The sequence below is a fragment of the Chryseobacterium gossypii genome (genome assembly GCF_041361455.1).
Lineage (GTDB): Bacteria > Bacteroidota > Bacteroidia > Flavobacteriales > Weeksellaceae > Chryseobacterium > Chryseobacterium gossypii.
In genome coordinates, this window is record NZ_JBGCUR010000011.1 from 1 (window position 1) to 22,597 (window position 22,597).

Sequence of the window (22,597 nt, forward strand, 5' to 3'; positions counted from 1 at the left end):
GAAAGGTATTTCTCAGGACAGAACCATGACTTTCTCTCGGCAGCGGTAGCCACCCAGGAAGGAGGACTCCTGCTGGCAGGAACTTCCTTTTCAGGAAAGGGACTGGATAAAAAGGTAGATGAAATTTCAGGAATTGCCGGATTAGGCTGGTCATTATCCATTCCTAACAGCATTTCAGTGGAAATGCATGGCAAAAATGACCTTACGGCTATAAAAGCAAAAAAAGCAAGTATAAAGGCCATTGCGGAGGCTATTCTTCCTAAATATATGGCACATAAAACCCAGAGTATAATTCCTGGAATTGAAAATATTACGGAACCTAAAAATCCTGTCACATAATCTTTTTCTTTTGAAATTTTTACTTTTTCAATTTCGTAAAATTTATTAGTTTTTTCATGGAAGCAATTGTCACAAAGTAATATTCCATTATCATTTGAATTATAATAGTTTATTCTTTGATCGTTCCCACAATTATGACATTTGTTTTGCTGCGGTATATTGAGTTTCTTGAAAAGGCCAACCAAAAGAATAAACAGTCTTAAGCCTGGTGTAAATAAAGGTTTCTGCAAACCGGAAGAAAATACTTGTATCTCCAATTTCAAAACTTTTAAATTTTAACCTCCTTTTATTGGTAGCCAGTTCTGCTTTGATCTGCAGCTTTTGTTCTTCTATAAGGTTGTCTGTGGTCACAGATACAAATTTGTACTGTGGGCTGCTTACTAAACTTGAGTCGGAAACATTAAAAAAATAGCCTTTGTAAAGTCCAAATACACCATTTCCTGTTTTATACCATCCAAGATCTTTTGCTATTTTTTTGCTTTTGGGAAAATCATCTTTTATTTGAATTTGTAGGCTACACCTATCTGCACTGCATTATTCCTAAACGAATCTCCTGAATTGTTTTTTAAAATATCGGTAATCCCAGCAGTAAACCTGCCTGTTACCCCAAAATTATGAGTAAAATAATACCCTGCTCCAACACCAATTCCAAAGTTAAATTTATTATAAAGATCCATTACAAGCTTGTTGGAGTATTCTTGAGTGCTAGTTGTTGTATTATTTCCGGAAGTTTGTGTATAGGTTCCATTACCTTTTGATTTGCCACCTAGTAATAATCCGAATTCAGGACCTGCTTCTACATAAAATTGGGGAAGAATATTATATTGTAACATTACAGGAAGAACGATATAATTTAATGTCATTTTATAATCATATTCCTGTTTAAAATTATAATTGTCTGAATAATATTTATATATATCTTTTGTTTTAGAGCCTCCCTGGCTGAAAAGAACTTCAGGCTGAACACTGAATTTTTCAGCTATTGGAATATTAACAAAACCTCCTGCATTAATCCCTATTTTGAACTTTTGATCATTTTCATATTCAACATTATTCTCTGTTAAAGTGGAAGCATTAAATCCAGCTTTAACTCCAAATGTAATGTGGGAAGGTGATTTAGCTTTTTCTTGTGCATTGCTTAAAAGACTTGCTGCAAATGCAAATCCTAAAATTAGTTTTTTCATAATTTCATTTATTAATTTGATAATTAAATTTCGTCTAGCCGTTTAGAAGGTTCGTTGCTGGACCACTAAAAGAGCTAGTAAGGATAACTAGATCATGATGCCAAAGAATTTTTAAAACTCTTCTCCACGAACCAAAAACCAAATATTTTTCGAATAAAATAACATTTTTTAACGTTAGAATAACCGGAGAGTAAGCTTTCTTCTTTGTTTTTACTTGGAGAACAAGAATTTTCAGTCAAAATTACAGCTCTATTTTTATTACTATTCAAATAAAACATTGCTAGTTTCATACTACAATTTGGATAATCTTTATCATCTCGCTTTTGATGGGTTATTTCTGATGTATTAATAAAATATCCAACTACATTATACTTTTCAATTTCATTATAGTATTCTAAATTTTTGAACTCTTCTTTCTTTAACGGAGCAACTGTTACATTAATAAGTGTATCCTTTTCCTGTTTCAGTATTTTGTCTACAATTTTTTCATTTACAGGAATAAATCTTTCATCTTTATGACAAGATATAGTAAATAGTAGCAATAATATTATAATAAAGCGCATCATTTTATACTAATTTTAAAAGCTGTATTTTGTAATAATTTCCATATTCTTTCATTTGCCATTTGATAGTTTATGGCACTAAAAACATCTGATGGAACTGAAGCAGAAATTCCAGACCATCCATTTATTTCTAAAAAACGGCTTCCAGATTCTTGTATATGATAATGTCCAACATTATCTAGCAACTCTGAATACTTTTTAGCAGCAGAGCTTTTTAATTGTAATGCTTTACCAGCAATATCACTCAATCCTGCATTATAAATTCTCACATGTCCCAATTCATGTTGCATTACAAATGCTAACTGCTCTCTGCTTGTAAAAGCTTTATTTGACAAATATATAGTGTGTTTTCTCTCTATGGAATAATTCCAAAAATTCCCTTTCTTAATGGTTTCTGATTCTGTAATACCGAGCGCTTTACCTCCTTGGGCATCTAATATACTACCATCCGGAAGCATTAAATCCAGCTTTAACTCCAAATGTGATGCGGGAAGGTGATTGATGTTTTTCCTGTGCATTGATAAAAAGGCTTGCTGTAAATGCAAACCCTAAAATTAGTTTTTTCATAGTTTAAGATATTAATTTTTACATCTTATGTCTGATATTATTAGAATTAAAATTTGATGATCAAACTATCATTAACCTCAAAATCATCTAACTATAATTTGTAATCATGATCAATTCCAAATATTGATTAACATATTATTTTAATTATGATTTATTTCAATAAACCCATTGTCAGGATATATAATTTTCTTGTATTTATTGCTGTCAAATCTATTGCTATCAAAAAAATAGATAGCATATTCTTCAGAATCAGATTCTTGACAATTTAATACGTATTCTATTACAAATTTTCCTTTAGGAGCCATATTGAATTCATATTGTTTCATATCCCGAGTTTTTGAAGAATCAACACTTATAACTTTTTTCTTATTATCTCCTGTAATATAATAAGCAGTAACTCTATCCGTAACAATATTTGGTATAAATTGCTTAATAACAATATCAGATTTTACAATATTTTGTTTTTCTTCTTTTTTTGCAAAAATTATATGTGGGATAGCAAAATGTAATGTATCACTCCTTAAATTAGAAATAGAAACCGTCAAAATGTTTTTGTTAAATTTCAAGTCAGTGACAATCCCTTCAGAAATGACTGTATTTTTAGGTATTTTAAAATCAATTATACAATCTTTTTGGCTTACTTTTTTCTCACAGGAAATTAAGTAAATAGCCATTAAAATATATCTCATAATTATCATATTTAAAAAGAAGGTGTAAAACCAATTTTTCTATTAAATACAGGAAGTAAAAACTTCTTAAGAAGATCAAATCCAACTGTATTATTACCAGAAATATTATTGTTGACAGCATTCATAATAGCATCACTATCAAACCCAATACCAGAGAAATTAAAATTATTTAATGATTTTAAATGATTTTCCAAATCCCATATAGCGGCATGTCCTAAATCATTTATTGGTGTCGAATAACCCCTATTGAACAATTTAATATTATCATATTTTTTAATAAAGAAGTTGCCAGCATTCATTATAAATGCGTGTCCTGTTTCATGCACCATTGTTGTAAAAAGTAATCCTTTTGAAGCAAATGCCGCCTTAGCATAATGAATATCAGAAACTCCTGAAAAGAATGCTGGTCTTGTTGTATATGCATATGCTTTTGACTTTCCAATTTGGAAAAACCCATCTGATGTTTGAGAATAATCCCCCGATCCTATTACGTCTCTACCAACTTTAAACCTTCGTATTTCTTCAGAGGTAAAGTTTTGGTTTCTCATTTGTTTAAGACTTTGATTGGAATACTCTACTTGTTCACCGCTTCCTGCTATATTTTCATTACCATCATAAAACTTTGCTTCAGGTTTCATGCCACTATATTTGACTTAATTCTTACATTAGAGTACTTTTCCGTTACATACTCAGCCCCATCTTTCCCGTATTCTCCAGAACTTAAGATGAGCCTCTGCCCATTAAATCTGTATTCATCAGAATAATCCAATTGGATCCCCTTAGCTTCTCCATATTTTTCAACTGTTTTTCCAACCCTTGAAATAGAGGTGATCCCGAAAATGCTCCAACCATATCCTGCTAATCCGTTACCTGTACCACTTATATATACTAAACTGAACTGTGGTGCTACAGATCTCACTCCTGGAGTTTGTGCAATAGGTAAGGTAAACTGGAGTTGACCAGCCCCATTAACTTCAATATTTCCTTTGGTATCATGGAAGTTTGGGGAAGTTTGTGAAAAAGCAAATACTGAATAGAAAAACAGGAGCAGTGATAGATTATTTTTCATATTTATGTTTTATCGTTTGGTTATGTTTTTACTGAATACTCTTCCATCATATAAAGTAAATTGCAGAACATATACTCCCCAGTCATAACCCGTCATATTGATTTTGAGTTGTTTATTCAAGCCTGGGATGTTCTGTGCCTGGAATTTCCAATGTATGGTACTATGCTGGTACAGTGATACAGATTTGATGAGCTTATCTGTTTTATCTGTCCAGTCAATTGTTAAAATATCACTTACCGGAACGGGGTATAGCCTTACCTGTTTCCAAAAAGCCGCTTCATCCACAACCAGTATGTTGGACTCATCTAAATGGGTAGATTTAGATTCTGAAGAATTCTTTATTTTTGAAAAGGAATCAGGACCTCGGTATATCTGGTTTCCTGCCGGATCATAATTAAAGTACACTTCAGTTTGGGAGAATCCCAAAAAACCTATCAATAAGGAGAATAAAGAAAGTAATTTTGTTTTCATCTTTATTTGTGTTACATATAATATTATATGATTTGCAAAAATAACATTTTTATTTCACTAATTGGAGATAATTGTTGTTTTTGCATCGAATTTTTTTGATCATTATTTAGTATTAAAGAAAAGATACTAATATGATCCTCTTTTTTGATGGTAACGAAAATGATGTTTTTGTAGTCGGAGGTATTGAAGGAGCGATGAATGAAACGCTAAGTATCAGTTAGAATTAGATAACGGAGTGAATATAGCGGGGCCGAACAGAGTGTATATATTCCAAGAGGCCCAAAATAATGAAATATGAAGAAAGCTAAAAGATATTATTATTACTTTATTACAAAATTTACCGTTTTATAGAATATACTTCTGAACAAATGGGAGGTAAGTTTTTGACTGATTTGAAAGCTGGTATTACTTTTGGCGCATTAGAGATATGGCTTATTGCATTCATATTTATGTATTATAAAAATATTTATTAACAGGTATATTCAATTAAGAAATGACAATTATGATGTACATGCTTTAGCTGGTTTTCTCACTTTAATAAAATATTTAATGTTTGTAAGAACTACAAGGAAGTCCGATTACTGGAGTGAATGTTCAATTAAATTATCAATATACCCCTATTGTAAAGCCTGTTTTCAAATACCAAAAGCCACTCAATGAGTGGCTTTGTTATGTTATAGCTACAAATCCTAAATTTCCGGATGTCTCTACTTTGCTATTAAAATTTTTCTCACCACTGTCTGGTCACCGGATTTTAAAATTCCGATATAAGCTCCCTTTTCCAGCGCTGAAACATTAATCTTGGTTTCATTACTTTTTTTCAGAAGAGAATGCCCCAGAATATCAGTGATCTCAAAACTGAAGTTCTTTATGTCATGTGGAAGATCAAGATTTACAATATCCTTTACCGGATTAGGATAGATCTTTACAGTTGACTCCAGGCTTTTCTGTGAGTTCATATCATTAACCCCCAGGGTAGTAGTGGTTGCCACAGCAAAATGTTGAAGCGCCCCAACAGCCGCTTTGCCAACATTATATACGTAAGCAGGATCTACATTCGCAAAAGTATCATGTATTGTATGCTCATTGTGGCTTCTTATAAATTCATAAAAACCGGTAATGACCTCGCCTTTTTCTTCAAACGGCATATAATCGGAAGCATACGCCGGGTCAACATCGGTCTGCAGGGGAGAGTATAATCCTGTGCAGGTAGCCAGCTCCTGCGTTACCACCTGAGAAGCAGCATTATTACTTAATGGAGATCCCTGGTCTTCGTCACAATAAATTGTCGTATTGTTATTGCCTAATTTTCCACCAACCTGGTCAATATTAAATACCAATTTTATATCCAGTTGTCGGACACCGTTTTGGTAAGCAACAGAATTCACATAGTGATAACTTCCGTACAGTCCCTGCTCCTCTCCGGAAAAGTGGATGAATTTGATGGAATATTCGGTAGGCACATCCTTTAAAATCCTGGCGGCTTCCAGAATAATGGAAGTACCACTTCCGTTATCACTCACACCAGGACCTACAATGCTATCGAAATGTCCACAGATGATGACATATTTATTGGGATAAACAGTTCCTGTTTTGGTAATGATCAGGTTTTTGGAGTTTGTGCTCCCAAAAGTAAAAGGATCTTCTTCAATCTGGCTGGCCGAATAACCGTAAGAGAGATATTTATTCTTAATCCAGTTTAACGTAGCCGTATTATTGGCCGAACCTGTGGTTTTTATACCCAGATTTTGAAACTCCAGTAAATAGTTGGTAATATTGGTTTGCGTAACCTGGTTAGCCCGATCCTGGTAGGCTTGGATGAAGGTCTGGGCATTCAGCGTACAGGCCGCAAAAGAAGAAAATAAAAAACAAATTATTCTTTTCATTTTTTGATATTTTTTTATTATTAAGTTTTGCAAATGTAATAATAAATAAATCCCAAGCAAAAAAACTTGGGATCATTATATTGATAACAAAAAATTCTACATTATTTTACTTGATCTACAACAGCTTTGAAAGCTTCAGGATGATTCATTGCTAAATCAGCTAAAACTTTTCTGTTAAGTTCTACGTTGTTCTTTTTAAGAGCCCCCATAAACTGAGAGTAAGACATTCCATGCTCTCTGGTTCCTGCATTGATACGGGAAATCCAAAGCGATCTGAAATTTCTCTTTTTCTCTTTTCTACCACGGTAAGCATATTGCATTGCTTTTTCTACCGCGTTTTTAGCTACAGTCCAAACGTTCTTTCTTCTTCCGAAATAACCTTTAGCCTGCTTAAAAATTTTCTTTCTGCGAGCTCTTGAAGCTACGGCATTTACTGATCTTGGCATAATTTAAATTGTTTTTTTGAAAAGGGCGGCAAACTGTTTCATTGCACTTGGCTGCACCGTTTCAGGGTTAAAAATTCTGAATTTGTTTTAATTCTTATAAACCGAAATATAGATTTATAAAAACTACTTAATGGCTAATTGACGTTTAACACTTTTCTCGTCCACAGAAGCAACATAAGAAGTTTGCGTAAGATTTCTCTTTTGCTTGGTTTCTTTCTTAGTCAAGATGTGGCTTTTGAAAGCATTTTTTCTTTTGATCTTACCTGAACCGGTAAGAGCAAAACGTTTCTTAGCACCTGATTTAGTTTTTAATTTTGGCATTGTCTTGCTTTTTTATTGTTTTTGTTATCAATATCTATATTTACATTCCTGAATCCCAGGAATAATAGTTTGCAAAATTAAGAAAAAAATTTGAAACGAAAAAGATTTATTAGAGGTATATAAAGCTCAGGCATCTATCCGTAGTTTTCTTTAAAATTTAATATTACGATCTGAAAAACTCAAGGAGGTCCTTATTGATGGTTTCAGCTTCCGTAGTAGGCATGCCGTGTGGAAAGCCGGGGTAAGAAATCAGCTTACCATTCTTGAGAAGGGTAGCGGCCACCTTTCCGGTAGTCTCAAAAGGAACGATCTGGTCATCCTCGCCATGCATGACCAATACGGGAACGGCCACACTTTTTAAATCTTCAGTAAAATCTGTTTCGGAAAAAGCTTTAATACAATCATAATGAGCTTTAATGGAGCCCATCATTCCCTGTCGCCACCAGTTTCTTTGAATTCCTTCAGAAATCTTTGCTCCCTCTCTGTTATAGCCATAAAAAGGAAAGGTAATATCAATGAAGAACTGTTGCCTGTGTCTGGCAGTATTGTTGCGGATGTCATCAAAAACTGATATCGGGACACCATGGGGATTATTTTCATTCTGTACCATGATTGGGGTTACAGCACTTATCAGGACAGCTTTCGCTACCCGGCCGTTACTATACCTTGCGACATATCGGATCACTTCTCCACCGCCAGTAGAATGTCCCACATGGATTACATCTTTCAGATCCAGTGCTTCAACAATTTCGGCTACATCAGAAGCATACCTGTCCATATCATGGCCTTCCGCTGTTTGTTCGGATCTTCCGTGCCCTCTTCTGTCATGGGCTATCACCCTGTATCCCTGCTCTAAAAAGAATATCATTTGCGCATCCCAGTCGTCGCTTGACAGTGGCCATCCGTGATGGAAGAAAACAGGTTGCCCTTTTCCCCAGTCCTTATAGTAAATTTCTGTCCCATCTTTTAATTTAAGTGTACTCATTGTTTTTAATTTTAGTTGTTAATTATTCTTATTGTCGAGACAAAGTTAGCCGGATGGATTTTCCTGTATCTTATCATAAGATATTTTCGCAACATTGGATAAAAAAAACCTCAAAATTACTTTGAGGTTTGTATGGGTAAATTAAATAAACTATTATCTATTTAATTATTTTGCTGCTTTTTTAGGGCTCATCATCATGATCATTCTTTTTCCTTCCAGTTTAGGCAATTGATCTACTTTTCCCACGTGCTCCAGATCCTGAGCAAGCTTTAGGAGAAGGATTTCGCCCTGATCTTTAAAAATAATTGAACGTCCTTTGAAAAATACGTAGGTTTTCAATTTTGAACCTTCTTCCAGGAATTTTTCGGCATGTTTTTTCTTAAACTCGTAATCATGTTCATCAGTCTGGGGTCCGAACCGGATCTCCTTTACTACCACTTTTACTTGTTTAGCCTTAAGTTCCTTTTGCTTTTTCTTTTGCTCGTACAGGAATTTTTTATAATCCAGTACCCTTGCAATATAAGGTTCAGCCTTATCGGAAATCACTACCAGATCCAATTCCTGATCTTCAGCAATCTGTCTTGCCTTGTCTATTGGATAAACTCCCGGCTCTACGTTATCGCCCACTAAACGAACTTCTTTTACACGAATCTTTTCGTTGATCAAATGAGCGTCTTCCTGACGTCTCTGTGGGCCCCTGTTGTTAATTCTTTGTGCTATTGTATTATAATTTTATTGGTTAACTACTAATTTATTAATTTTTCAAAATATAATCGGGATCAGAAATTCAGAAATATCATACATTTTTCAATATTTCTATCCAATACCCTGATTAATTCTGATTATATCTCAGCTTCTTTCCTGAAGTAAGAAACAAAGTCTTCCATATTCATTACTCCAAGATCTCCTTCGCCACGTCGTCGTACAGAAATCGTACCATCTTTTTCTTCATTTTCTCCTACCACGATCATGAATGGAATCTTCTTCAATTCGGCATCACGGATCTTTTTCCCGGTCTTCTCATTTCTGTCATCAATCTGACCGCTAATATCGTTATTTTCCAAAAATTGTGAAACTTTTTTTGCATAATCTACATACTTTTCACTGATCGGTAGAATAATATACTGGTCAGGGCTCAGCCATAACGGAAAATCTCCCGCTGTGTTTTCCAGTAAGATCGCTATGAAACGCTCCATGGACCCGAAAGGTGCCCTGTGGATCATTACCGGTCTGTGCTTTTCATTATCACTTCCGATATAATGAAGATCAAATCTTTCCGGTAAATTGTAATCTACCTGAATGGTTCCGAGCTGCCATTTTCTACCCAAAGCATCTTTCACCATGAAATCAAGTTTTGGACCATAAAAGGCTGCTTCTCCATATTCCACAATAGTTTTCAGACCCTTGTTTTTTGCCGCAGTAATGATGGCATTTTCAGCCTTTTCCCAGTTTTCGTCGGATCCGATATATTTATCCCTGTTTTCAGGATCTCTTAAAGAAACCTGAGTTACAAAATCTTCAAAGCCTAAAGACTTAAATACGTACAATACAAGATCGATAACGTTTTCAAACTCTTCCAAAAGCTGATCCGGAGTACAGAAAAGGTGGGCATCATCCTGAGTGAACCCACGCACCCTTGTCAGACCGTGAAGCTCTCCGCTTTGTTCGTACCGGTATACCGTTCCGAATTCCGCATATCTTTTCGGAAGGTCTCTGTAGCTCCATTGTGAGGTTTTATAAATTTCACAGTGGTGAGGGCAGTTCATGGGTTTCAGCATAAACTCTTCCCCTTCATTTGGCGTTTTGATAGGCTGAAAGCTGTCTGCGCCGTACTTATCCCAGTGCCCTGAGGTTACATATAATTCTTTGGCCCCGATATGAGGTGACATTACAAATTCATAGCCGCCTTTTTTCTGGGCTGCAGTGAGGAAGTTTTCCAGTTTCTTTCTCAGAGCGGTTCCCTTTGGCAGCCATAGCGGAAGCCCGGCGCCCACTTTCTCAGAAAAAGCAAAAATGCCTAATTCCTTACCTAATTTTCGGTGGTCTCTTCTTTTCGCCTCTTCAAGCTTTTCAAGATATTCCGTTAAATCTTTCTGCTTGGGAAAAGAAATACCATATACCCTGGTTAGTTGCGGGTTTTTCTCATTCCCTCTCCAGTAGGCACCAGCCGCGTTCAGAATCTTCACGGCCTTCACAATTCCGGTATTGGGAATATGACCTCCCCGGCACAGGTCGGTAAAATTATCATGGGTTACAAAAGTAATTTCACCATCGTTGAGATTAGAGATCAGCTCAACTTTATAGGGATTGTCTGCATATACCTTTAAAGCCTCATCTTTGGAAACAGGGTATAAGGAGAATGTGGAACCTTTCTTTGCATTCTCCAGAATTTTCTTCTCTATTTTCTCAAAGTCCTTTTCAGATAAGGTTTCGCCTCCGAAATCCACATCATAGTAAAACCCGTTTTCTATGGCAGGTCCTATGGTCAGCTTAGCGTTAGGATAAAATTCAAGGATCGCCTGCGCCAGAAGGTGGGCAGAAGAATGCCAGAAAGCTTTCTTTCCAAGATCATCATTCCAGGTCAATAGTTGTACCGTAGAATCCGTGGTTATAGGTGTGGTTGTCTCTACTTGTTTGCCGTTAACAACTGCGGAAATGGTATTTCTTGCCAATCCCTCGCTTATAGATTTAGCCACGTCCAGAGGAGTTACCCCTGAATCGAATTCTCTGACACTATTGTCTGGAAGTGTAATTTTTATCATTGTTTACTAAGAAATTTTTAAGATGCAAAAATACGGAATTTTTAGATAATATACTATAACAGCATATATTTAGACAAAGAATTAATATCAGCTTATAAAAAAGAATTTGCAAAGGCAGACTTATACAAAGCAGAATAAAAAAACTCCTATATACAGGGGCTCGTACTGTGATCTGCTCCATATTATTTTTGCAGTGGCTCCAAAATTATAAAGCTCAGCTTTTTCTTTTATACTTCACTTTCTCCTTGATGATTTCAATTACATCCACATTCCTTATCTTGGATTTTACCCAGCCATGGATATCGATGTATAGCAATGATCTTCTGTAATATACATTCGTTGAAAAGATTTCAAGCTTCCTGTCAAATTCTTCAAAAGCTTTTTTCTGTTTTTCTGAAACAAGATTATTTAAACTACCGAAAAACCGTATGCTCTCAAAATGAAACTCTTCCGGCTTTTTCATTTTGCGGGTAAACTTCAGGGTAGTCTTAATGAAATCATCATAATCTTCATCATTACCGGACTCATATTTGGCCATTAGAATCAGAATCCTGGTATGGAACAGAAGATCTTCCTGCACATTCCCTTTAGATTCAATTACTTTCAGGGCATAGTGGATAGATTCCATGTATTTTTTACTTCCGAAAAACATGGCTGCTATCTTCAGATAAAGAATCATAAAATGGTGTTCATCAATCTTATCACGGAACTTCTCCATTTTCAGCTCAATTCCGGGGATCAGCTTTGTCCCTGTAAAAAACTCACCTTTGATGAAATGGATATTCATCAAAGTATTATAGTGGGTAAGAAAAATCAGGGACTGTATGTTTTCATTCTGGCTGAAATTCGGGGAACTTACGGTGGCATGGAAGATATTGAAATGTTCTTCCAGGATGTCAATATTTCCGTAAAGAAATAGAATTTTAAGCAAATAAGTGTTTCCTTTGATATACCAGACCGGATGGCTGGTGATCATATCCGGGTTTTTATGAAACAAGCTTACCCACTGATATGCGTATTTCAGGGTATATTTATAGTCCTGAAGCAGTTGATTTTTCCAGACATGAGCTTTAAAGTACCAGAGTTTTTCCGTAAAGTTCAGCTTTTCAAGCTTTATATTTTTTATTTGAGCATTGAAGATATCCAGGATTCTTGCCCGGTCTTCATCATTTTTTACATAGCCGTGTGTCAGCATTTCACTATATAGTTTCAGTGACAGATTGGAAAGCTTCGTGGCATAATGATTTTGCTTGTTGATATCCCTGGATTGCCTGATCAGTTCGTCTGCACGGCCTTCAATACTACGGGTGATGAATTGGGATTCAATTACCTTTTCCAGATTTATGATCTCAGAAGCAATGCTTTTTTCATCAAGATCCAGGGCTGTCTGCTTTGCTTTGTGAAGGATTTTCAGGGCCTGCTTATGGAGCCCCTTCTGATACAGGATATTGGCAAAATCGAGTTGCTCGCGAAGCTGTATCCTGTAGTTCTGGTGGATTGGGTTCAGCCTGAGGCTTACCAAGATCTGCTTGTAAAGATGGGCTTTCAGATTGGAAAGCTGCTGTTTGGTGGATATTTTTTTACTGATAATAATACTTTCATCATACTCCTTCATTTTATCCATTGCAGAAAAAAGAAGAAGAAATTTGGCATCCGCATTGATTCCGAGACGATTTACATAAAGCTTGAATTGCCGTTTTTCGGAGGTTGTCAGTGACTTAATGAGTACAAATAAAAAATCTTTTTGCAATTCTGCCATTGTAAATTTTAAAGTTTTAAAATGTTGATTATCAATTAAATAATATTAATTCACTATCTTTTGAATATTGTATTCTTCAGAAGAAAGAAAATTTAAAAAACATTCCATCTATTAGCTTTGAATCAAAATTAAGTAAAAAACTTCATTATGAATTCCGAAAAAATTGAAATTTTTGATACCACGCTACGGGATGGAGAGCAGGTTCCGGGATGCAAGCTGAATACTGAGCAGAAACTGATCATTGCGGAAAAACTGGATGAGCTGGGAGTAGATGTTATTGAAGCTGGGTTTCCGGTATCAAGTCCCGGAGATTTTCATTCCGTATCAGAAATTTCCAGGCTCGTAAAAAACGCCAGGGTGTGCGGGCTTACAAGAGCCAATCAGAAAGATATTGAGGTAGCTGCCGAGGCGCTCAGATTTGCTAAAAGACCAAGGATTCATACGGGAATCGGAACTTCGGATTCACATATCAGATATAAGTTCAATTCCACCAGAGAAGAAATTATTGAGCGGGCTGTAAAAGCTGTGAAATACGCCAAAACTTTTGTGGAAGATGTGGAGTTCTACGCAGAAGATGCGGGAAGAACCGATAATGAATACCTTGCGAAAGTTTGTGAAGCAGCCATCAAAGCAGGTGCTACCGTCCTGAATATCCCTGACACCACAGGATATTGCCTTCCGGAGGAATATGGAGATAAGATAAGATTCTTAAAGGAGCATGTAAAAGGTATTGATAAGGTAGTTATATCATGTCATTGCCACAATGATCTGGGAATGGCTACGGCCAATTCTGTTGCAGGAGTCCTCAATGGGGCCCGCCAGATAGAATGTACTATTAACGGACTGGGAGAAAGAGCAGGGAATACGGCATTGGAAGAGGTTGTAATGATTTTCAGACAGCATACACACTTAAAATTATATACTGACATTAAATCCAGAATGCTCAACAGCATGAGCGTTCTGGTTTCAGATCTGATGGGAATGCCCGTTCAGCCAAACAAAGCAATTGTAGGAGCCAATGCTTTTGCCCACAGCTCAGGAATACATCAGGATGGAGTCATCAAAAACAGGGAAACATACGAAATCATCGATCCTGAGGATGTTGGCATCAATGCCTCTTCCATTGTGCTTACGGCAAGAAGCGGACGTTCTGCTTTGGCTTACAGGTTCAGGCATATCGGTTTTGATATCACAAAAGATGAGCTTGATCTCCTGTATCAGGAATTCTTAAAGGTTGCAGACAGCAAAAAAGAAGTGAATAATGACGATCTGAACGTAATCTTAGAGACTTTCAGCAGAAGATTGTATAAATTTTCAAATGGAGAATGAAATGAGTAAGAGTAAAAAAACGCTTTTTGATAAAGTATGGGATGCCCATGTTGTGGAAACCATCCCGAACGGACCACAAATCATATACATAGATAAGCACCTTATTCACGAGGTAACCAGCCCGCAGGCATTTGCGGAGCTGGAATCAAGGGGATTGCCGGTTTTCCGGCCGGAACAGACCGTAGCAACGGCAGACCATAATGTACCGACCCTGAACCAGGAACTTCCGATCCGTGATGAATTGTCAAGAACTCAGGTAGAACAGCTAACCGAAAATTGTAAAAAAAACAATATTGAACTTTTCGGATTGGGACATCCGTATCAGGGAATCGTTCACATCATTGCCCCTGAACTGGGGATTACACAACCCGGAATGAGCATAGTCTGCGGCGACAGCCACACATCCACCCATGGTGCTTTTGGTGCCATAGCCTTTGGTATCGGTACAAGCCAGGTGGCACAGGTTTTTGCCAGCCAATGCCTGCTGCTGGACAAGCCTAAATCCATGCGGATTACTGTAAACGGGAAATTAAATAAAGATGTTCAGCCTAAGGATATAATCCTTTATATCATCTCTAAAATAGGAACAGACGGTGGAACCGGATATTTCTGCGAATATGCCGGACAGGTTTTCGAAGAAATGTCCATGGAAGGAAGAATGACCGTTTGCAACATGAGCATAGAAATGGGAGCAAGGGGAGGCATGATCGCCCCGGATGATACTACTTTCAGATATGTAAAAGGGAGAACTTATGCTCCCGCTGAAGAAGAATGGAAAGAAAAGCTGGAATACTGGAAAACTTTAAAAACTGACGAAGGAGCTTCTTTTGACAAAGAATTTACCTTCGACGCTTCAGAAATTCATCCGATGGTCACCTATGGGACCCATCCGGGAATGGGAATATTTGTAAACCAGACTATTCCGTCTCCGCAAAATGAGTCGGAGGAAAAAGCACTGCGGTATATGGGACTTGTTCCGGGACAGTCGCTTTCCGATATCAGGATCAACTATGTGTTTATAGGAAGCTGCACCAATGCCAGGATTGAAGATTTCCGGTCTGCAGCACAATATATCAAAGGCAAAAACAAATCTGAACATGTTCAGGCTCTGATTGTTCCCGGCTCTCAACAGGTTGTGAAGCAGATCTATGAAGAAGGACTGGATAAAATTTTCAATGAAGCCGGATTTGAGATCAGACAGCCGGGATGCTCCGCATGTCTTGCAATGAATGATGATAAAATCCCTGAAGGTGAATATTGTGTATCTACTTCAAACAGAAATTTTGAAGGCAGACAGGGGCAGGGGGCTAGGACCATCCTTGCCAGTCCGTTGACGGCGGCAAAAGTAGCCATAGAAGGAAGGATTTCAGTTTTCGGAAATTTAAATTAAAGATTTAGACATGCAAAAATTAGTGATAATAGAGTCCCGTGCAGTTCCTTTGCCGGCAGAAAATATAGATACAGATCAGATTATACCTGCAAGATTTTTAAAAAAGATCGATAAAAAAGGATTTGGAGACCATCTTTTCCGCGATTGGAGATTTGATGCACATACCGGTAAGCCTAATGCTGATTTTGTTCTGAATAATCCCCAATACACCGGAGAAATTCTGGTTGCAGGTAACAATTTCGGCTGTGGAAGCAGCCGTGAGCATGCTGCCTGGGCCTTGGCTGATTATGGCTTTAAAGTGATCATTTCAAGCTATTTTGCAGATATTTTCAGAGGAAATGCTTTAAACAACGGACTTCTTCCGGTAAAAGTTTCTGAAAGCTTTCTAAAAGATATCATTTCTGGCATCACAAAAGATCCGGAGATCAAAATCCGGGTCGATGTAGAAAAGCAGACAGTAACCTGTAAAGATAAAACAGAAACCTTTGAACTGGATTCCTACAAAAAAATATGCCTTTTAAACGGCTATGACGATATTGATTTTCTAATCAGCAAGAAACAGTTGATAAAAGAATTTGAACTAAAAGCACAAAAAGTACATGAACAGTAAAATTTATTCGATCGCAGTCTTGCCTGGTGACGGGATAGGCCCTGAAGTGACGGGTGAAAGCCTTAAAGCTCTGGATGCCATTTCTGAAACATTCCAATACAAGTTTCAGTTTAAATTTGGATTGATAGGAGCCGGAGCCATTCATAAAACAGGGAGCCCGTTACCGGATGAAACTCTGGAAATATGCAGGCAATCCGATGCCGTACTTTTCGGAGCCATCGGTGATCCGTCTTTTGATAACAATCCGGATGCCAAAGTAAGACCTGAACAGGGGCTTTTAAAACTGCGTAAAGAGCTTGGGCTATTTGCCAATATCAGGCCCTTAAAAACATATCCTTCCCTGATTGAAAAAAGCCCTTTAAAAAAAGACATCATTGAAGGAACCGATATCCAGATTTTCCGGGAGCTGGTAAGCGGGATCTATTTTGGCGAAAAATTTACAGAAGAAAACGGAAGCTATGCTTATGATGTCTGCAAATATAGCAGGCAGGATATTGTGCCCATTGCGCACCTGGCTTTTCAGGAAGCCCAGAAACGCAGGAAAAAACTGACGCTCATAGACAAAGCCAACGTATTGGATACCTCGAGACTTTGGCGGAAAATATGCGGGGAAATTGCAGAGGAGTATCCTGACGTACAATTGGACTATATGTTTGTAGACAATGCCGCCATGCAGCTGATCCTGAACCCTAAGCAATTCGATGTCATCCTTACGGAAAATATGTTCGGGGATATTATTTCCGATGAAGCCAGTGTAATAGGCGGTTCTATCGGATTGTTGCCTTCAGCATCCATCGGCACGGATAACGCTTTGTTTGAGCCCATCCATGGCTCTTATCCCCAGGCCAGGGGTAAAGGAATCGCCAATCCCGTTGCCTCACTTCTGAGTACGGCGATGATGCTTGATTACTTAAATCTCGGAGGGGCAGCCGATAAACTGAAGCAGTCTGTGGCACATGCTATTGAAAACAATTACGTCACTGTTGATCTGAACTCCCGGCAATATTATTCCACCAGCGAGGTAGGAAGCTTTATTGCCGATTATATCAGATTTTCTGAAAAATCTTACTACAATTTTGAAAACGTCAGGATTGGAAAGTCCACAATTCTTTAAAGGAACGGGTTTCCGTTTCCGCCTGAAATGAAAGTTTGATCCTTTTTGTATATTTTAAAGCCCGGTTATCAATCAGATGCCGGGCTTTTATCTTTGAGTCCTATTCCCTCGTATTGTCTGTTTTTCCTGACTTGTTGTTTTTGGAAGATTTCTGTACATCCTCCTTATCAATTGCAGGTGGGTTGGTCTTTTGAGATGAAGCAGGAATATTCTGGAAATCCTGATTCTGTTTCTTCGTTTCTGCGGTATTGGCAGATTCTGTCTTCTTGTTTTTCTCTTTTGAGTTCATAAGCTTTGAATTTTAAAGTCCTAAAATGCCCAGTTGACCCGTACGGTCCTCTATGGTATAATTCAAAGCCTTTGCCAAAACAAAAATATTATTGAGGTTTTCCATCAGCTGTTTCCGTCCTTCATTTCTCAGCTGGTTCTGATCCACGGATTTAATAGCTGTTTCCTTAGCTTTCTGAGTGACCTTTTTAATATCTTTCTCAGAGATCCTGTTAAAGAAAGAATCGTCCAGGGACTGAATTTCCACACTTGGGGTGATCCTTATATCCGCATTAGGTAACTCAGTGATGATCAGCTTTTTGTTTGCCGAGTCTACCTCTATTTTCATTTTATTGAGATCATATGAGACCTGCGCATTGGTTTTGGTATAGGTAATGATATTATTGCTTGTAACCTCATTCCCAAAAAGCTCATAGCTCATTTTGGTTTTCTGCATGCTGGAAATATCCTGTTCCAATACCACCATTTTATTCATTTTGGAGATCTGATTGGTCAGAATATAATAATCCGATTTTTCAGTTCTTCCACCCGGATTAAGGCAGGACTTTAAGCCCAGAAACAGGAGCAGCATCACGAGCGCTCCGGCAATGAATGATATAATGACCCTGTAATTCTTCAATGCTATTTAAATATTTCTTTGATTATAGACTGATTGTCTTTTTTAAGAATCTCAACCAGATCCCTTTCAATATAGCCGCTGGTAGGCATTTCTATGATTCTTCCTAACTCTTTCCCGTATTTTTCAACAATAATGGTGGGTACTTTCTGAACATTGTACCGTACTTCATCCCCGGTAGGAGATTCTTTTTTACGGTTTACGGCAATGATGGTTAATTTATTGTCAGGATATTTTACCTCCTCCAGAATTTTCATCAGTCTCGGAAAATCCCTGTGGCTGTCTTCACACCATGTTCCCATAAAGACCGTGATATTGTAGGAATTTATCTTTTCCTTTTTAAGCTCGCTGACAGCGTTCTGGTCAAGAGCATATTCATCATGTTCCTTTACATACCAATCCGCATAAGGTGCCTTCAGAAACTGCTCTTTCAGCTGGTTTCCCAAAAGCATTTTTCCGTCTTGCCGGGTTTCAACCTCGCGGTTCACCACTACTTTCTGAGCGCTGAACTGTTGTACAGCCAGAATCATAGCGGAAAAAACAGTAATATTTGCGATAAATCTCTTCATTTTAATTTTCAATAATTGTTTTCAGATCGGCAGGAGAATAATATTTATTCTTCAGGACCTTATGATCTGCCTGCCTGTAAACATTATATTTTTCTCCGGATTTTTCATAAAAAGACTCCACATTCTTTTCCTTGTAAAACTCAACGGTTTCTTTCGCCTGTTCTTCATTATCGCAGGCTTTTGACATATTGGACCGCTGAACTTCGTTGAATAGTTCTACAAATTTATTGCCAAGTCCGAATTCCAGCACAGCACCACTTAAAACGTATTGCAGGTCACAAAGCGCGTCTGCAATTTCCACAATATCCTTATCTTCAATCGCTTTTTTCAGTTCATTTAATTCCTCCTGCAGCAATTCTATCCTGAGATTGCATCTTTCCTGTGAAGGGATTTGCGGAGTATCCAAAATAGGAGCTTTAAAAGTAGTATGGAATTCTGCTACTTGGTTCAGACTATCAATTTTATCCATGAATATTTAATTTCAGCAAATATAATAATTGAGAAACAAATTTGGTATAAATGTACTGATGATTTAAGAACCGGATACGGAAATCAAAAGTTAAGCCGTGAAATATCCGCTAGCTGTGGGCATTAAACAAAAAGACCGCCCGTTTCCGGGCAGTCTTTCACGGCTTAATTTAAGGTTAATTAATTCTTGATGAATCTTTTCGTGATTTCTCCTATCTGGATCATATAGGCACCTTTGATAAGGCTGCTTACATTTACGGAACCTCTTTCAAGCTTTCCGGATCTGATCAGTTTTCCACCCATATCGAAAATTTTGTATTCTTCCGATGCTGTATTGGAAATATTTAAAATATCCTTCACAGGGTTTGGATAAAGCCTGATATCAGTGAATATATTACCGGCATCTGTCGCTCCTTTTCCGGAAGATACCACGTTAAGTGTATAATCTTCTACCTGACCATAAGTATAAGATCCACAGGATGAAGTAGGGACGGAGCTGTATTTCATCATCACTCTCATTCTTGTTGTTCCCAGGGATGCGGTGGACGGAATCGTAATGGTTCCCGTAGCAGGAGATGTTGTAGAACCTGCCTTAGACCAGGCCAGCTCTCCGCTGTCTGTGAAATCCCCGTCTTGATTATAGTCAATGTAAACCGCATACGCCTCACTGTAAACGGTGGAAGTCCAGGTTGGTGTTACAGAAATAGTATAAGCATTGCCTCTGGTAACATTGGTGGAGATGGACGTGAAGTTTTCATAGCCCGCGGTTCCGGTCGATGAATTATTGATCGTACCGAATTTTACGTTGCCGATTCTTTCATCAGCGGTGTTGGTTGCGGATGCAGAACAATAGGAAACAGTACTGCCGGCAAGAGTGGTAACGCTTACCGTGTTGCTTGAAACGGAAGCATTTCCGGCTGCATCTTTTGCTCTAACGGTGAAACTGTAAGTGGTGGAAGGGGTCAGTCCCGTTACAGTATAGGAAGTGGAAGCCGTTGACCCGATCAATGATCCGCCCTGATATACGTCATATCCTGTCACAGCTACATTGTCAGTTGCTCCGGACCACGACAGGTTGGTAGTGGTGGAGGTTGTTCCTGAAGCCGTAAGGGCAGGAGCGGTAGGTGCTACAGTATCGGTAGTTCCCGAGCCTGCATTTACGGTAATATTGGCATTGTTTACATCAAAGAAAATGTGATTTGATCCTTTTACCATGATTCTTCCCGTGGTAGTTGAGGAATTAGGAATGGTTATGGCCTGTGATCCATCGTTCGGAGTTCCTGCCAGCAGAGTCGTCCAGGTGTTTCCGTTATCTGTGGACCAGAGAATATCCACATTAGCGGCATTCACACCGTTGGCCGTAGTTCCGGCCACGTTCCAGGTCACTGTCTGGGAGCTTCCTCCCGCATATGTGGTGGCGGAATTCTGTGAAGTAATATTGAAAGGGCCTGCCGTGCCATTTACCGTTACTACCATATCATCTGAGTTATTACCTGAACCTCCGGCCCTGTTATCACGTACAGTGAACCTGAAATTCAGGGTTCTTGCCACCGAAGGTAAAGCTTCCACTGTAATCTCTGATCCTGCAGTGGTAGTTGCCCCTGCCAGGACCGAAGCCATTCTCGGGAAATACCTTACCGGTGAGGTTGTTGGTACCCAGGATCTGAAAGTAGGGCCGGACGTCTTCGTTGCACTGGCTGCCGAGCTTGCTCCTGTCTGGGAAGAAGAGGCGTTGTCCATCTGCTCCCAGATATAGGTCAATGAATCACCGTTGGCATCAGTTCCTGTACCCGTAAGCATGAATGGGGTTCCTTTAGGAATTGTATAATCAGAGCCGGCATTGGCTGTTGGGATAGAATTTCCCGTATTGGTATTTACTGAGCATGTTTTCGCCTTGATATTATTGGTGATCTGCTGTATGCTGATCGCATGGAAGAAAGCGTCTGAATGCGGCTGGATATCCTGGCTGGTGATTCCGGCGTAACCCATAATGGTAGATCCGGAGCCTGGCTCCATATTCGCTCCTGTTCCTTCGTTGCTCATGGAAAAGGTATGATTTCCTCCAAACTGATGCCCCATTTCATGGGCAACATAATCGATATCAAAATTATCGCCCGAAGGAATCGCATCGGCCGGTGAAGTATAGCCGCTTCCTTTTGAACCGTTGACGCAGATACAGCCGATACATCCAGCATTGCCACCCCCCCCTGAAGCTCCGAACAAATGGCCGATATCATAATTTGCCTCACCAATCACAGATGTTAAAGTGCTCTGCAGCTGGGAATTCCAGTTATTCATCGCTGATGCCGGAGAATAAGGATCAGAAGAGGCGCTCGTATAGATTACAGCGTCATTATTAGCGATCAGGACCATTCTTGCAGCAAAATCTTTTTCAAAAACCCCGTTGACGCGGGTCATGGTATTATTCATGGCAGCCAGCGCATTGGCTTTGGTTCCCCCGAAATAGGCAGTATATTCCCCCGTACAGGAAAGAGCAAGCCTGAATGTTCTTAACCTGGCATCATCGGCATTAGGCCGGGCAGTGATATCGGTATTGGAAAGACCTTTCTGAGCTTCGTCTACAACCGTACATTCAAACTTATTGAGATTATCCCTTTTATCGGATTTTTTATAAACTACATAAGTAGACAGGTCTTTGGTGTAGGGTTCGATGAAAAGCGCGGATTTATCCCCGTAAATTTCCATGGAAGAAAGTCCGAGCGGAGAAATACTGAAATAAACGGTAGAATTAGGATCATTGAGACCTTCGCCAACATATGATTTAATGTCCGGATATCTGGCAGCCAGTTCCGGCGCGAAGTTGGAACTTTCACTTACCTTAAAGCTTTCCATTTTTCCATCAGCATTGGGGAAAGAAATAATGACCTCTGATTTTTCTCCCGCAAGCAGCCTTTTAGGTGCCTTGGCAAGGATGCTCTTTAAGCCGTTGATGTCCAGACTGTAAATGTTAGGATTTCGGATGGCTGTCTTGTTTTCGAAGATCCCCGAATAGGATTTTCCTGTCCCTTTAGACCAAAGGTGGTCGGTTTGTGCGAAGGAGATGCCTGAAAGGAGAAGCACCCCGATCATAGATAATTGTTTTTTCATAAAATATTTATTTGATTATGGAATATCAAATCTAATAAAAAAAATATCATGAAAAACAAAAATT

General features: G+C 38.5%; 25 protein-coding genes. 5 read left to right on the forward strand and 20 right to left on the reverse strand.

What is annotated here, in order from left to right; translation table 11 throughout:
• Positions 1-339 (forward strand): hypothetical protein (locus tag ABMQ40_RS07940; RefSeq protein WP_370898315.1); only part of this gene is annotated, 339 nt, incomplete at its 5' end.
• 132 nt (positions 340-471) lie between these two features.
• Here ABMQ40_RS07940 and ABMQ40_RS07945 read toward each other — a convergent pair.
• The 15 genes from ABMQ40_RS07945 to ABMQ40_RS08015 form a co-directional block, all read right to left on the reverse strand.
• On the reverse strand, positions 472-690 hold the full coding sequence (locus ABMQ40_RS07945) for a hypothetical protein (protein WP_370898317.1): 219 nt from the start codon (positions 688-690) through the stop codon (positions 472-474).
• Positions 691-836: 146 nt separating this feature from the next.
• Entirely contained in the window at positions 837-1,523 is a 687-nt protein-coding gene (locus ABMQ40_RS07950; RefSeq protein ID WP_370898319.1) for a porin family protein, read from the reverse strand.
• A gap of 92 nt (positions 1,524-1,615) precedes the next feature.
• Complete coding sequence (locus ABMQ40_RS07955; protein WP_370898321.1) at positions 1,616-2,089, reverse strand: hypothetical protein; 474 nt, start codon at positions 2,087-2,089, stop codon at positions 1,616-1,618.
• Positions 2,086-2,631: a hypothetical protein gene (locus ABMQ40_RS07960; protein ID WP_370898323.1), complete on the reverse strand. Its 546-nt coding sequence runs from the start codon at positions 2,629-2,631 to the stop codon at positions 2,086-2,088. Before ABMQ40_RS07960 ends, ABMQ40_RS07955 begins: the two co-directional genes overlap by 4 nt.
• A 162-nt stretch (positions 2,632-2,793) precedes the next feature.
• Positions 2,794-3,342, reverse strand: coding sequence for a hypothetical protein (locus tag ABMQ40_RS07965; RefSeq protein ID WP_370898325.1), 549 nt, complete (start codon positions 3,340-3,342; stop codon positions 2,794-2,796).
• An 11-nt stretch (positions 3,343-3,353) separates the two neighbouring features.
• The gene (locus tag ABMQ40_RS07970) at positions 3,354-3,980 is read right to left on the reverse strand and encodes a hypothetical protein (protein WP_370898327.1); all 627 of its coding nucleotides are present in this window, start codon (positions 3,978-3,980) and stop codon (positions 3,354-3,356) included.
• Positions 3,977-4,411: a SpvB/TcaC N-terminal domain-containing protein gene (locus tag ABMQ40_RS07975; RefSeq protein WP_370898329.1), complete on the reverse strand. Its 435-nt coding sequence runs from the start codon at positions 4,409-4,411 to the stop codon at positions 3,977-3,979. The genes ABMQ40_RS07970 and ABMQ40_RS07975 overlap by 4 nt, the downstream gene beginning before the upstream one ends.
• 9 nt (positions 4,412-4,420) lie before the next feature.
• Complete coding sequence (locus tag ABMQ40_RS07980) at positions 4,421-4,882, reverse strand: T9SS type A sorting domain-containing protein (RefSeq protein ID WP_370898331.1); 462 nt, start codon at positions 4,880-4,882, stop codon at positions 4,421-4,423.
• Between the two features lie 707 nt (positions 4,883-5,589).
• On the reverse strand, positions 5,590-6,768 hold the full coding sequence (locus tag ABMQ40_RS07985) for a M28 family peptidase (RefSeq protein ID WP_370898333.1): 1,179 nt from the start codon (positions 6,766-6,768) through the stop codon (positions 5,590-5,592).
• Between the two features lie 101 nt (positions 6,769-6,869).
• The gene (gene rplT / locus ABMQ40_RS07990; RefSeq protein WP_370898335.1) at positions 6,870-7,214 is read right to left on the reverse strand and encodes a 50S ribosomal protein L20; all 345 of its coding nucleotides are present in this window, start codon (positions 7,212-7,214) and stop codon (positions 6,870-6,872) included.
• Positions 7,215-7,337: 123 nt separating this feature from the next.
• Entirely contained in the window at positions 7,338-7,535 is a 198-nt protein-coding gene (gene rpmI, locus ABMQ40_RS07995) for a 50S ribosomal protein L35 (protein ID WP_090000921.1), read from the reverse strand.
• A gap of 163 nt (positions 7,536-7,698) precedes the next feature.
• A complete protein-coding gene (locus tag ABMQ40_RS08000) occupies positions 7,699-8,520 on the reverse strand; it encodes an alpha/beta fold hydrolase (RefSeq protein ID WP_370898337.1) in 822 nt (273 codons plus the stop codon).
• Positions 8,521-8,685: 165 nt separating this feature from the next.
• Positions 8,686-9,186, reverse strand: a complete 501-nt coding sequence (infC, locus tag ABMQ40_RS08005) for a translation initiation factor IF-3 (protein ID WP_370898339.1) — start codon at positions 9,184-9,186, stop codon at positions 8,686-8,688.
• Between the two features lie 176 nt (positions 9,187-9,362).
• Entirely contained in the window at positions 9,363-11,282 is a 1,920-nt protein-coding gene (thrS, locus tag ABMQ40_RS08010; protein ID WP_370898341.1) for a threonine--tRNA ligase, read from the reverse strand.
• A 214-nt stretch (positions 11,283-11,496) separates the two neighbouring features.
• On the reverse strand, positions 11,497-13,041 hold the full coding sequence (locus tag ABMQ40_RS08015; RefSeq protein ID WP_370898343.1) for a hypothetical protein: 1,545 nt from the start codon (positions 13,039-13,041) through the stop codon (positions 11,497-11,499).
• A 147-nt stretch (positions 13,042-13,188) separates the two neighbouring features.
• Between ABMQ40_RS08015 and ABMQ40_RS08020 the strand changes: the two genes are divergently transcribed.
• From ABMQ40_RS08020 to leuB, 4 genes are read left to right on the forward strand one after another with little or no spacing between them, the layout of a single operon-like run.
• The gene (locus ABMQ40_RS08020) at positions 13,189-14,370 is read left to right on the forward strand and encodes a 2-isopropylmalate synthase (protein ID WP_370898345.1); all 1,182 of its coding nucleotides are present in this window, start codon (positions 13,189-13,191) and stop codon (positions 14,368-14,370) included.
• Position 14,371: 1 nt separating this feature from the next.
• Positions 14,372-15,760 carry a 3-isopropylmalate dehydratase large subunit gene (gene leuC / locus ABMQ40_RS08025; protein ID WP_370898347.1) on the forward strand — a complete coding sequence of 463 codons (1,389 nt, stop codon included), beginning with the start codon at positions 14,372-14,374 and terminating at the stop codon, positions 15,758-15,760.
• A gap of 10 nt (positions 15,761-15,770) precedes the next feature.
• The gene (leuD, locus tag ABMQ40_RS08030; protein ID WP_370898349.1) at positions 15,771-16,370 is read left to right on the forward strand and encodes a 3-isopropylmalate dehydratase small subunit; all 600 of its coding nucleotides are present in this window, start codon (positions 15,771-15,773) and stop codon (positions 16,368-16,370) included.
• Positions 16,360-17,484 (forward strand): 3-isopropylmalate dehydrogenase, encoded by a 1,125-nt coding sequence (leuB, locus tag ABMQ40_RS08035; protein WP_370898351.1) that lies wholly within the window; start codon positions 16,360-16,362, stop codon positions 17,482-17,484. The genes leuD and leuB overlap by 11 nt, the downstream gene beginning before the upstream one ends.
• A gap of 100 nt (positions 17,485-17,584) precedes the next feature.
• On the opposite strand, the gene ABMQ40_RS08040 is transcribed toward leuB, so the two are convergent.
• The 5 genes from ABMQ40_RS08040 to ABMQ40_RS08060 all read right to left on the reverse strand — a co-directional run bounded on the left by ABMQ40_RS08040 (position 17,585) and on the right by ABMQ40_RS08060 (position 22,533).
• Positions 17,585-17,773 carry a hypothetical protein gene (locus ABMQ40_RS08040; protein ID WP_370898353.1) on the reverse strand — a complete coding sequence of 63 codons (189 nt, stop codon included), beginning with the start codon at positions 17,771-17,773 and terminating at the stop codon, positions 17,585-17,587.
• Between the two features lie 12 nt (positions 17,774-17,785).
• Positions 17,786-18,391, reverse strand: coding sequence for a DUF4230 domain-containing protein (locus ABMQ40_RS08045; RefSeq protein WP_370898355.1), 606 nt, complete (start codon positions 18,389-18,391; stop codon positions 17,786-17,788).
• A gap of 2 nt (positions 18,392-18,393) precedes the next feature.
• Positions 18,394-18,957 (reverse strand): TlpA family protein disulfide reductase, encoded by a 564-nt coding sequence (locus tag ABMQ40_RS08050; protein WP_370898357.1) that lies wholly within the window; start codon positions 18,955-18,957, stop codon positions 18,394-18,396.
• 1 nt (position 18,958) lies between these two features.
• A complete protein-coding gene (locus ABMQ40_RS08055; RefSeq protein ID WP_370898359.1) occupies positions 18,959-19,426 on the reverse strand; it encodes a pyrophosphohydrolase domain-containing protein in 468 nt (155 codons plus the stop codon).
• 179 nt (positions 19,427-19,605) lie between these two features.
• Positions 19,606-22,533, reverse strand: coding sequence for a reprolysin-like metallopeptidase (locus ABMQ40_RS08060; RefSeq protein ID WP_370898361.1), 2,928 nt, complete (start codon positions 22,531-22,533; stop codon positions 19,606-19,608).
• Positions 22,534-22,597: the final 64 nt, after the last annotated feature.

Excerpts from the sequence above, each read along its gene's own strand:
- ABMQ40_RS07950 (WP_370898319.1), bottom strand. The coding sequence starts at position 1,523 with ATGAAAAAACTAATTTTAGGATTTGCATTTGCAGCAAGTCTTTTAAGC.
- ABMQ40_RS07955 (WP_370898321.1), bottom strand. The coding sequence starts at position 2,089 with ATGATGCGCTTTATTATAATATTATTGCTACTATTTACTATATCTTGT.
- ABMQ40_RS07965 (WP_370898325.1), bottom strand. The coding sequence starts at position 3,342 with ATGAGATATATTTTAATGGCTATTTACTTAATTTCCTGTGAGAAAAAA.
- ABMQ40_RS07970 (WP_370898327.1), bottom strand. The coding sequence starts at position 3,980 with ATGAAACCTGAAGCAAAGTTTTATGATGGTAATGAAAATATAGCAGGA.
- ABMQ40_RS07975 (WP_370898329.1), bottom strand. The coding sequence starts at position 4,411 with ATGAAAAATAATCTATCACTGCTCCTGTTTTTCTATTCAGTATTTGCT.
- ABMQ40_RS07980 (WP_370898331.1), bottom strand. The coding sequence starts at position 4,882 with ATGAAAACAAAATTACTTTCTTTATTCTCCTTATTGATAGGTTTTTTG.
- ABMQ40_RS07985 (WP_370898333.1), bottom strand. The coding sequence starts at position 6,768 with ATGAAAAGAATAATTTGTTTTTTATTTTCTTCTTTTGCGGCCTGTACG.
- rplT (WP_370898335.1), bottom strand. The coding sequence starts at position 7,214 with ATGCCAAGATCAGTAAATGCCGTAGCTTCAAGAGCTCGCAGAAAGAAA.
- rpmI (WP_090000921.1), bottom strand. The coding sequence starts at position 7,535 with ATGCCAAAATTAAAAACTAAATCAGGTGCTAAGAAACGTTTTGCTCTT.
- ABMQ40_RS08000 (WP_370898337.1), bottom strand. The coding sequence starts at position 8,520 with ATGAGTACACTTAAATTAAAAGATGGGACAGAAATTTACTATAAGGAC.
- thrS (WP_370898341.1), bottom strand. The coding sequence starts at position 11,282 with ATGATAAAAATTACACTTCCAGACAATAGTGTCAGAGAATTCGATTCA.
- ABMQ40_RS08015 (WP_370898343.1), bottom strand. The coding sequence starts at position 13,041 with ATGGCAGAATTGCAAAAAGATTTTTTATTTGTACTCATTAAGTCACTG.
- ABMQ40_RS08020 (WP_370898345.1), top strand. The coding sequence starts at position 13,189 with ATGAATTCCGAAAAAATTGAAATTTTTGATACCACGCTACGGGATGGA.
- leuC (WP_370898347.1), top strand. The coding sequence starts at position 14,372 with ATGAGTAAGAGTAAAAAAACGCTTTTTGATAAAGTATGGGATGCCCAT.
- leuD (WP_370898349.1), top strand. The coding sequence starts at position 15,771 with ATGCAAAAATTAGTGATAATAGAGTCCCGTGCAGTTCCTTTGCCGGCA.
- leuB (WP_370898351.1), top strand. The coding sequence starts at position 16,360 with ATGAACAGTAAAATTTATTCGATCGCAGTCTTGCCTGGTGACGGGATA.
- ABMQ40_RS08040 (WP_370898353.1), bottom strand. The coding sequence starts at position 17,773 with ATGAACTCAAAAGAGAAAAACAAGAAGACAGAATCTGCCAATACCGCA.
- ABMQ40_RS08050 (WP_370898357.1), bottom strand. The coding sequence starts at position 18,957 with ATGAAGAGATTTATCGCAAATATTACTGTTTTTTCCGCTATGATTCTG.
- ABMQ40_RS08055 (WP_370898359.1), bottom strand. The coding sequence starts at position 19,426 with ATGGATAAAATTGATAGTCTGAACCAAGTAGCAGAATTCCATACTACT.
- ABMQ40_RS08060 (WP_370898361.1), bottom strand. The coding sequence starts at position 22,533 with ATGAAAAAACAATTATCTATGATCGGGGTGCTTCTCCTTTCAGGCATC.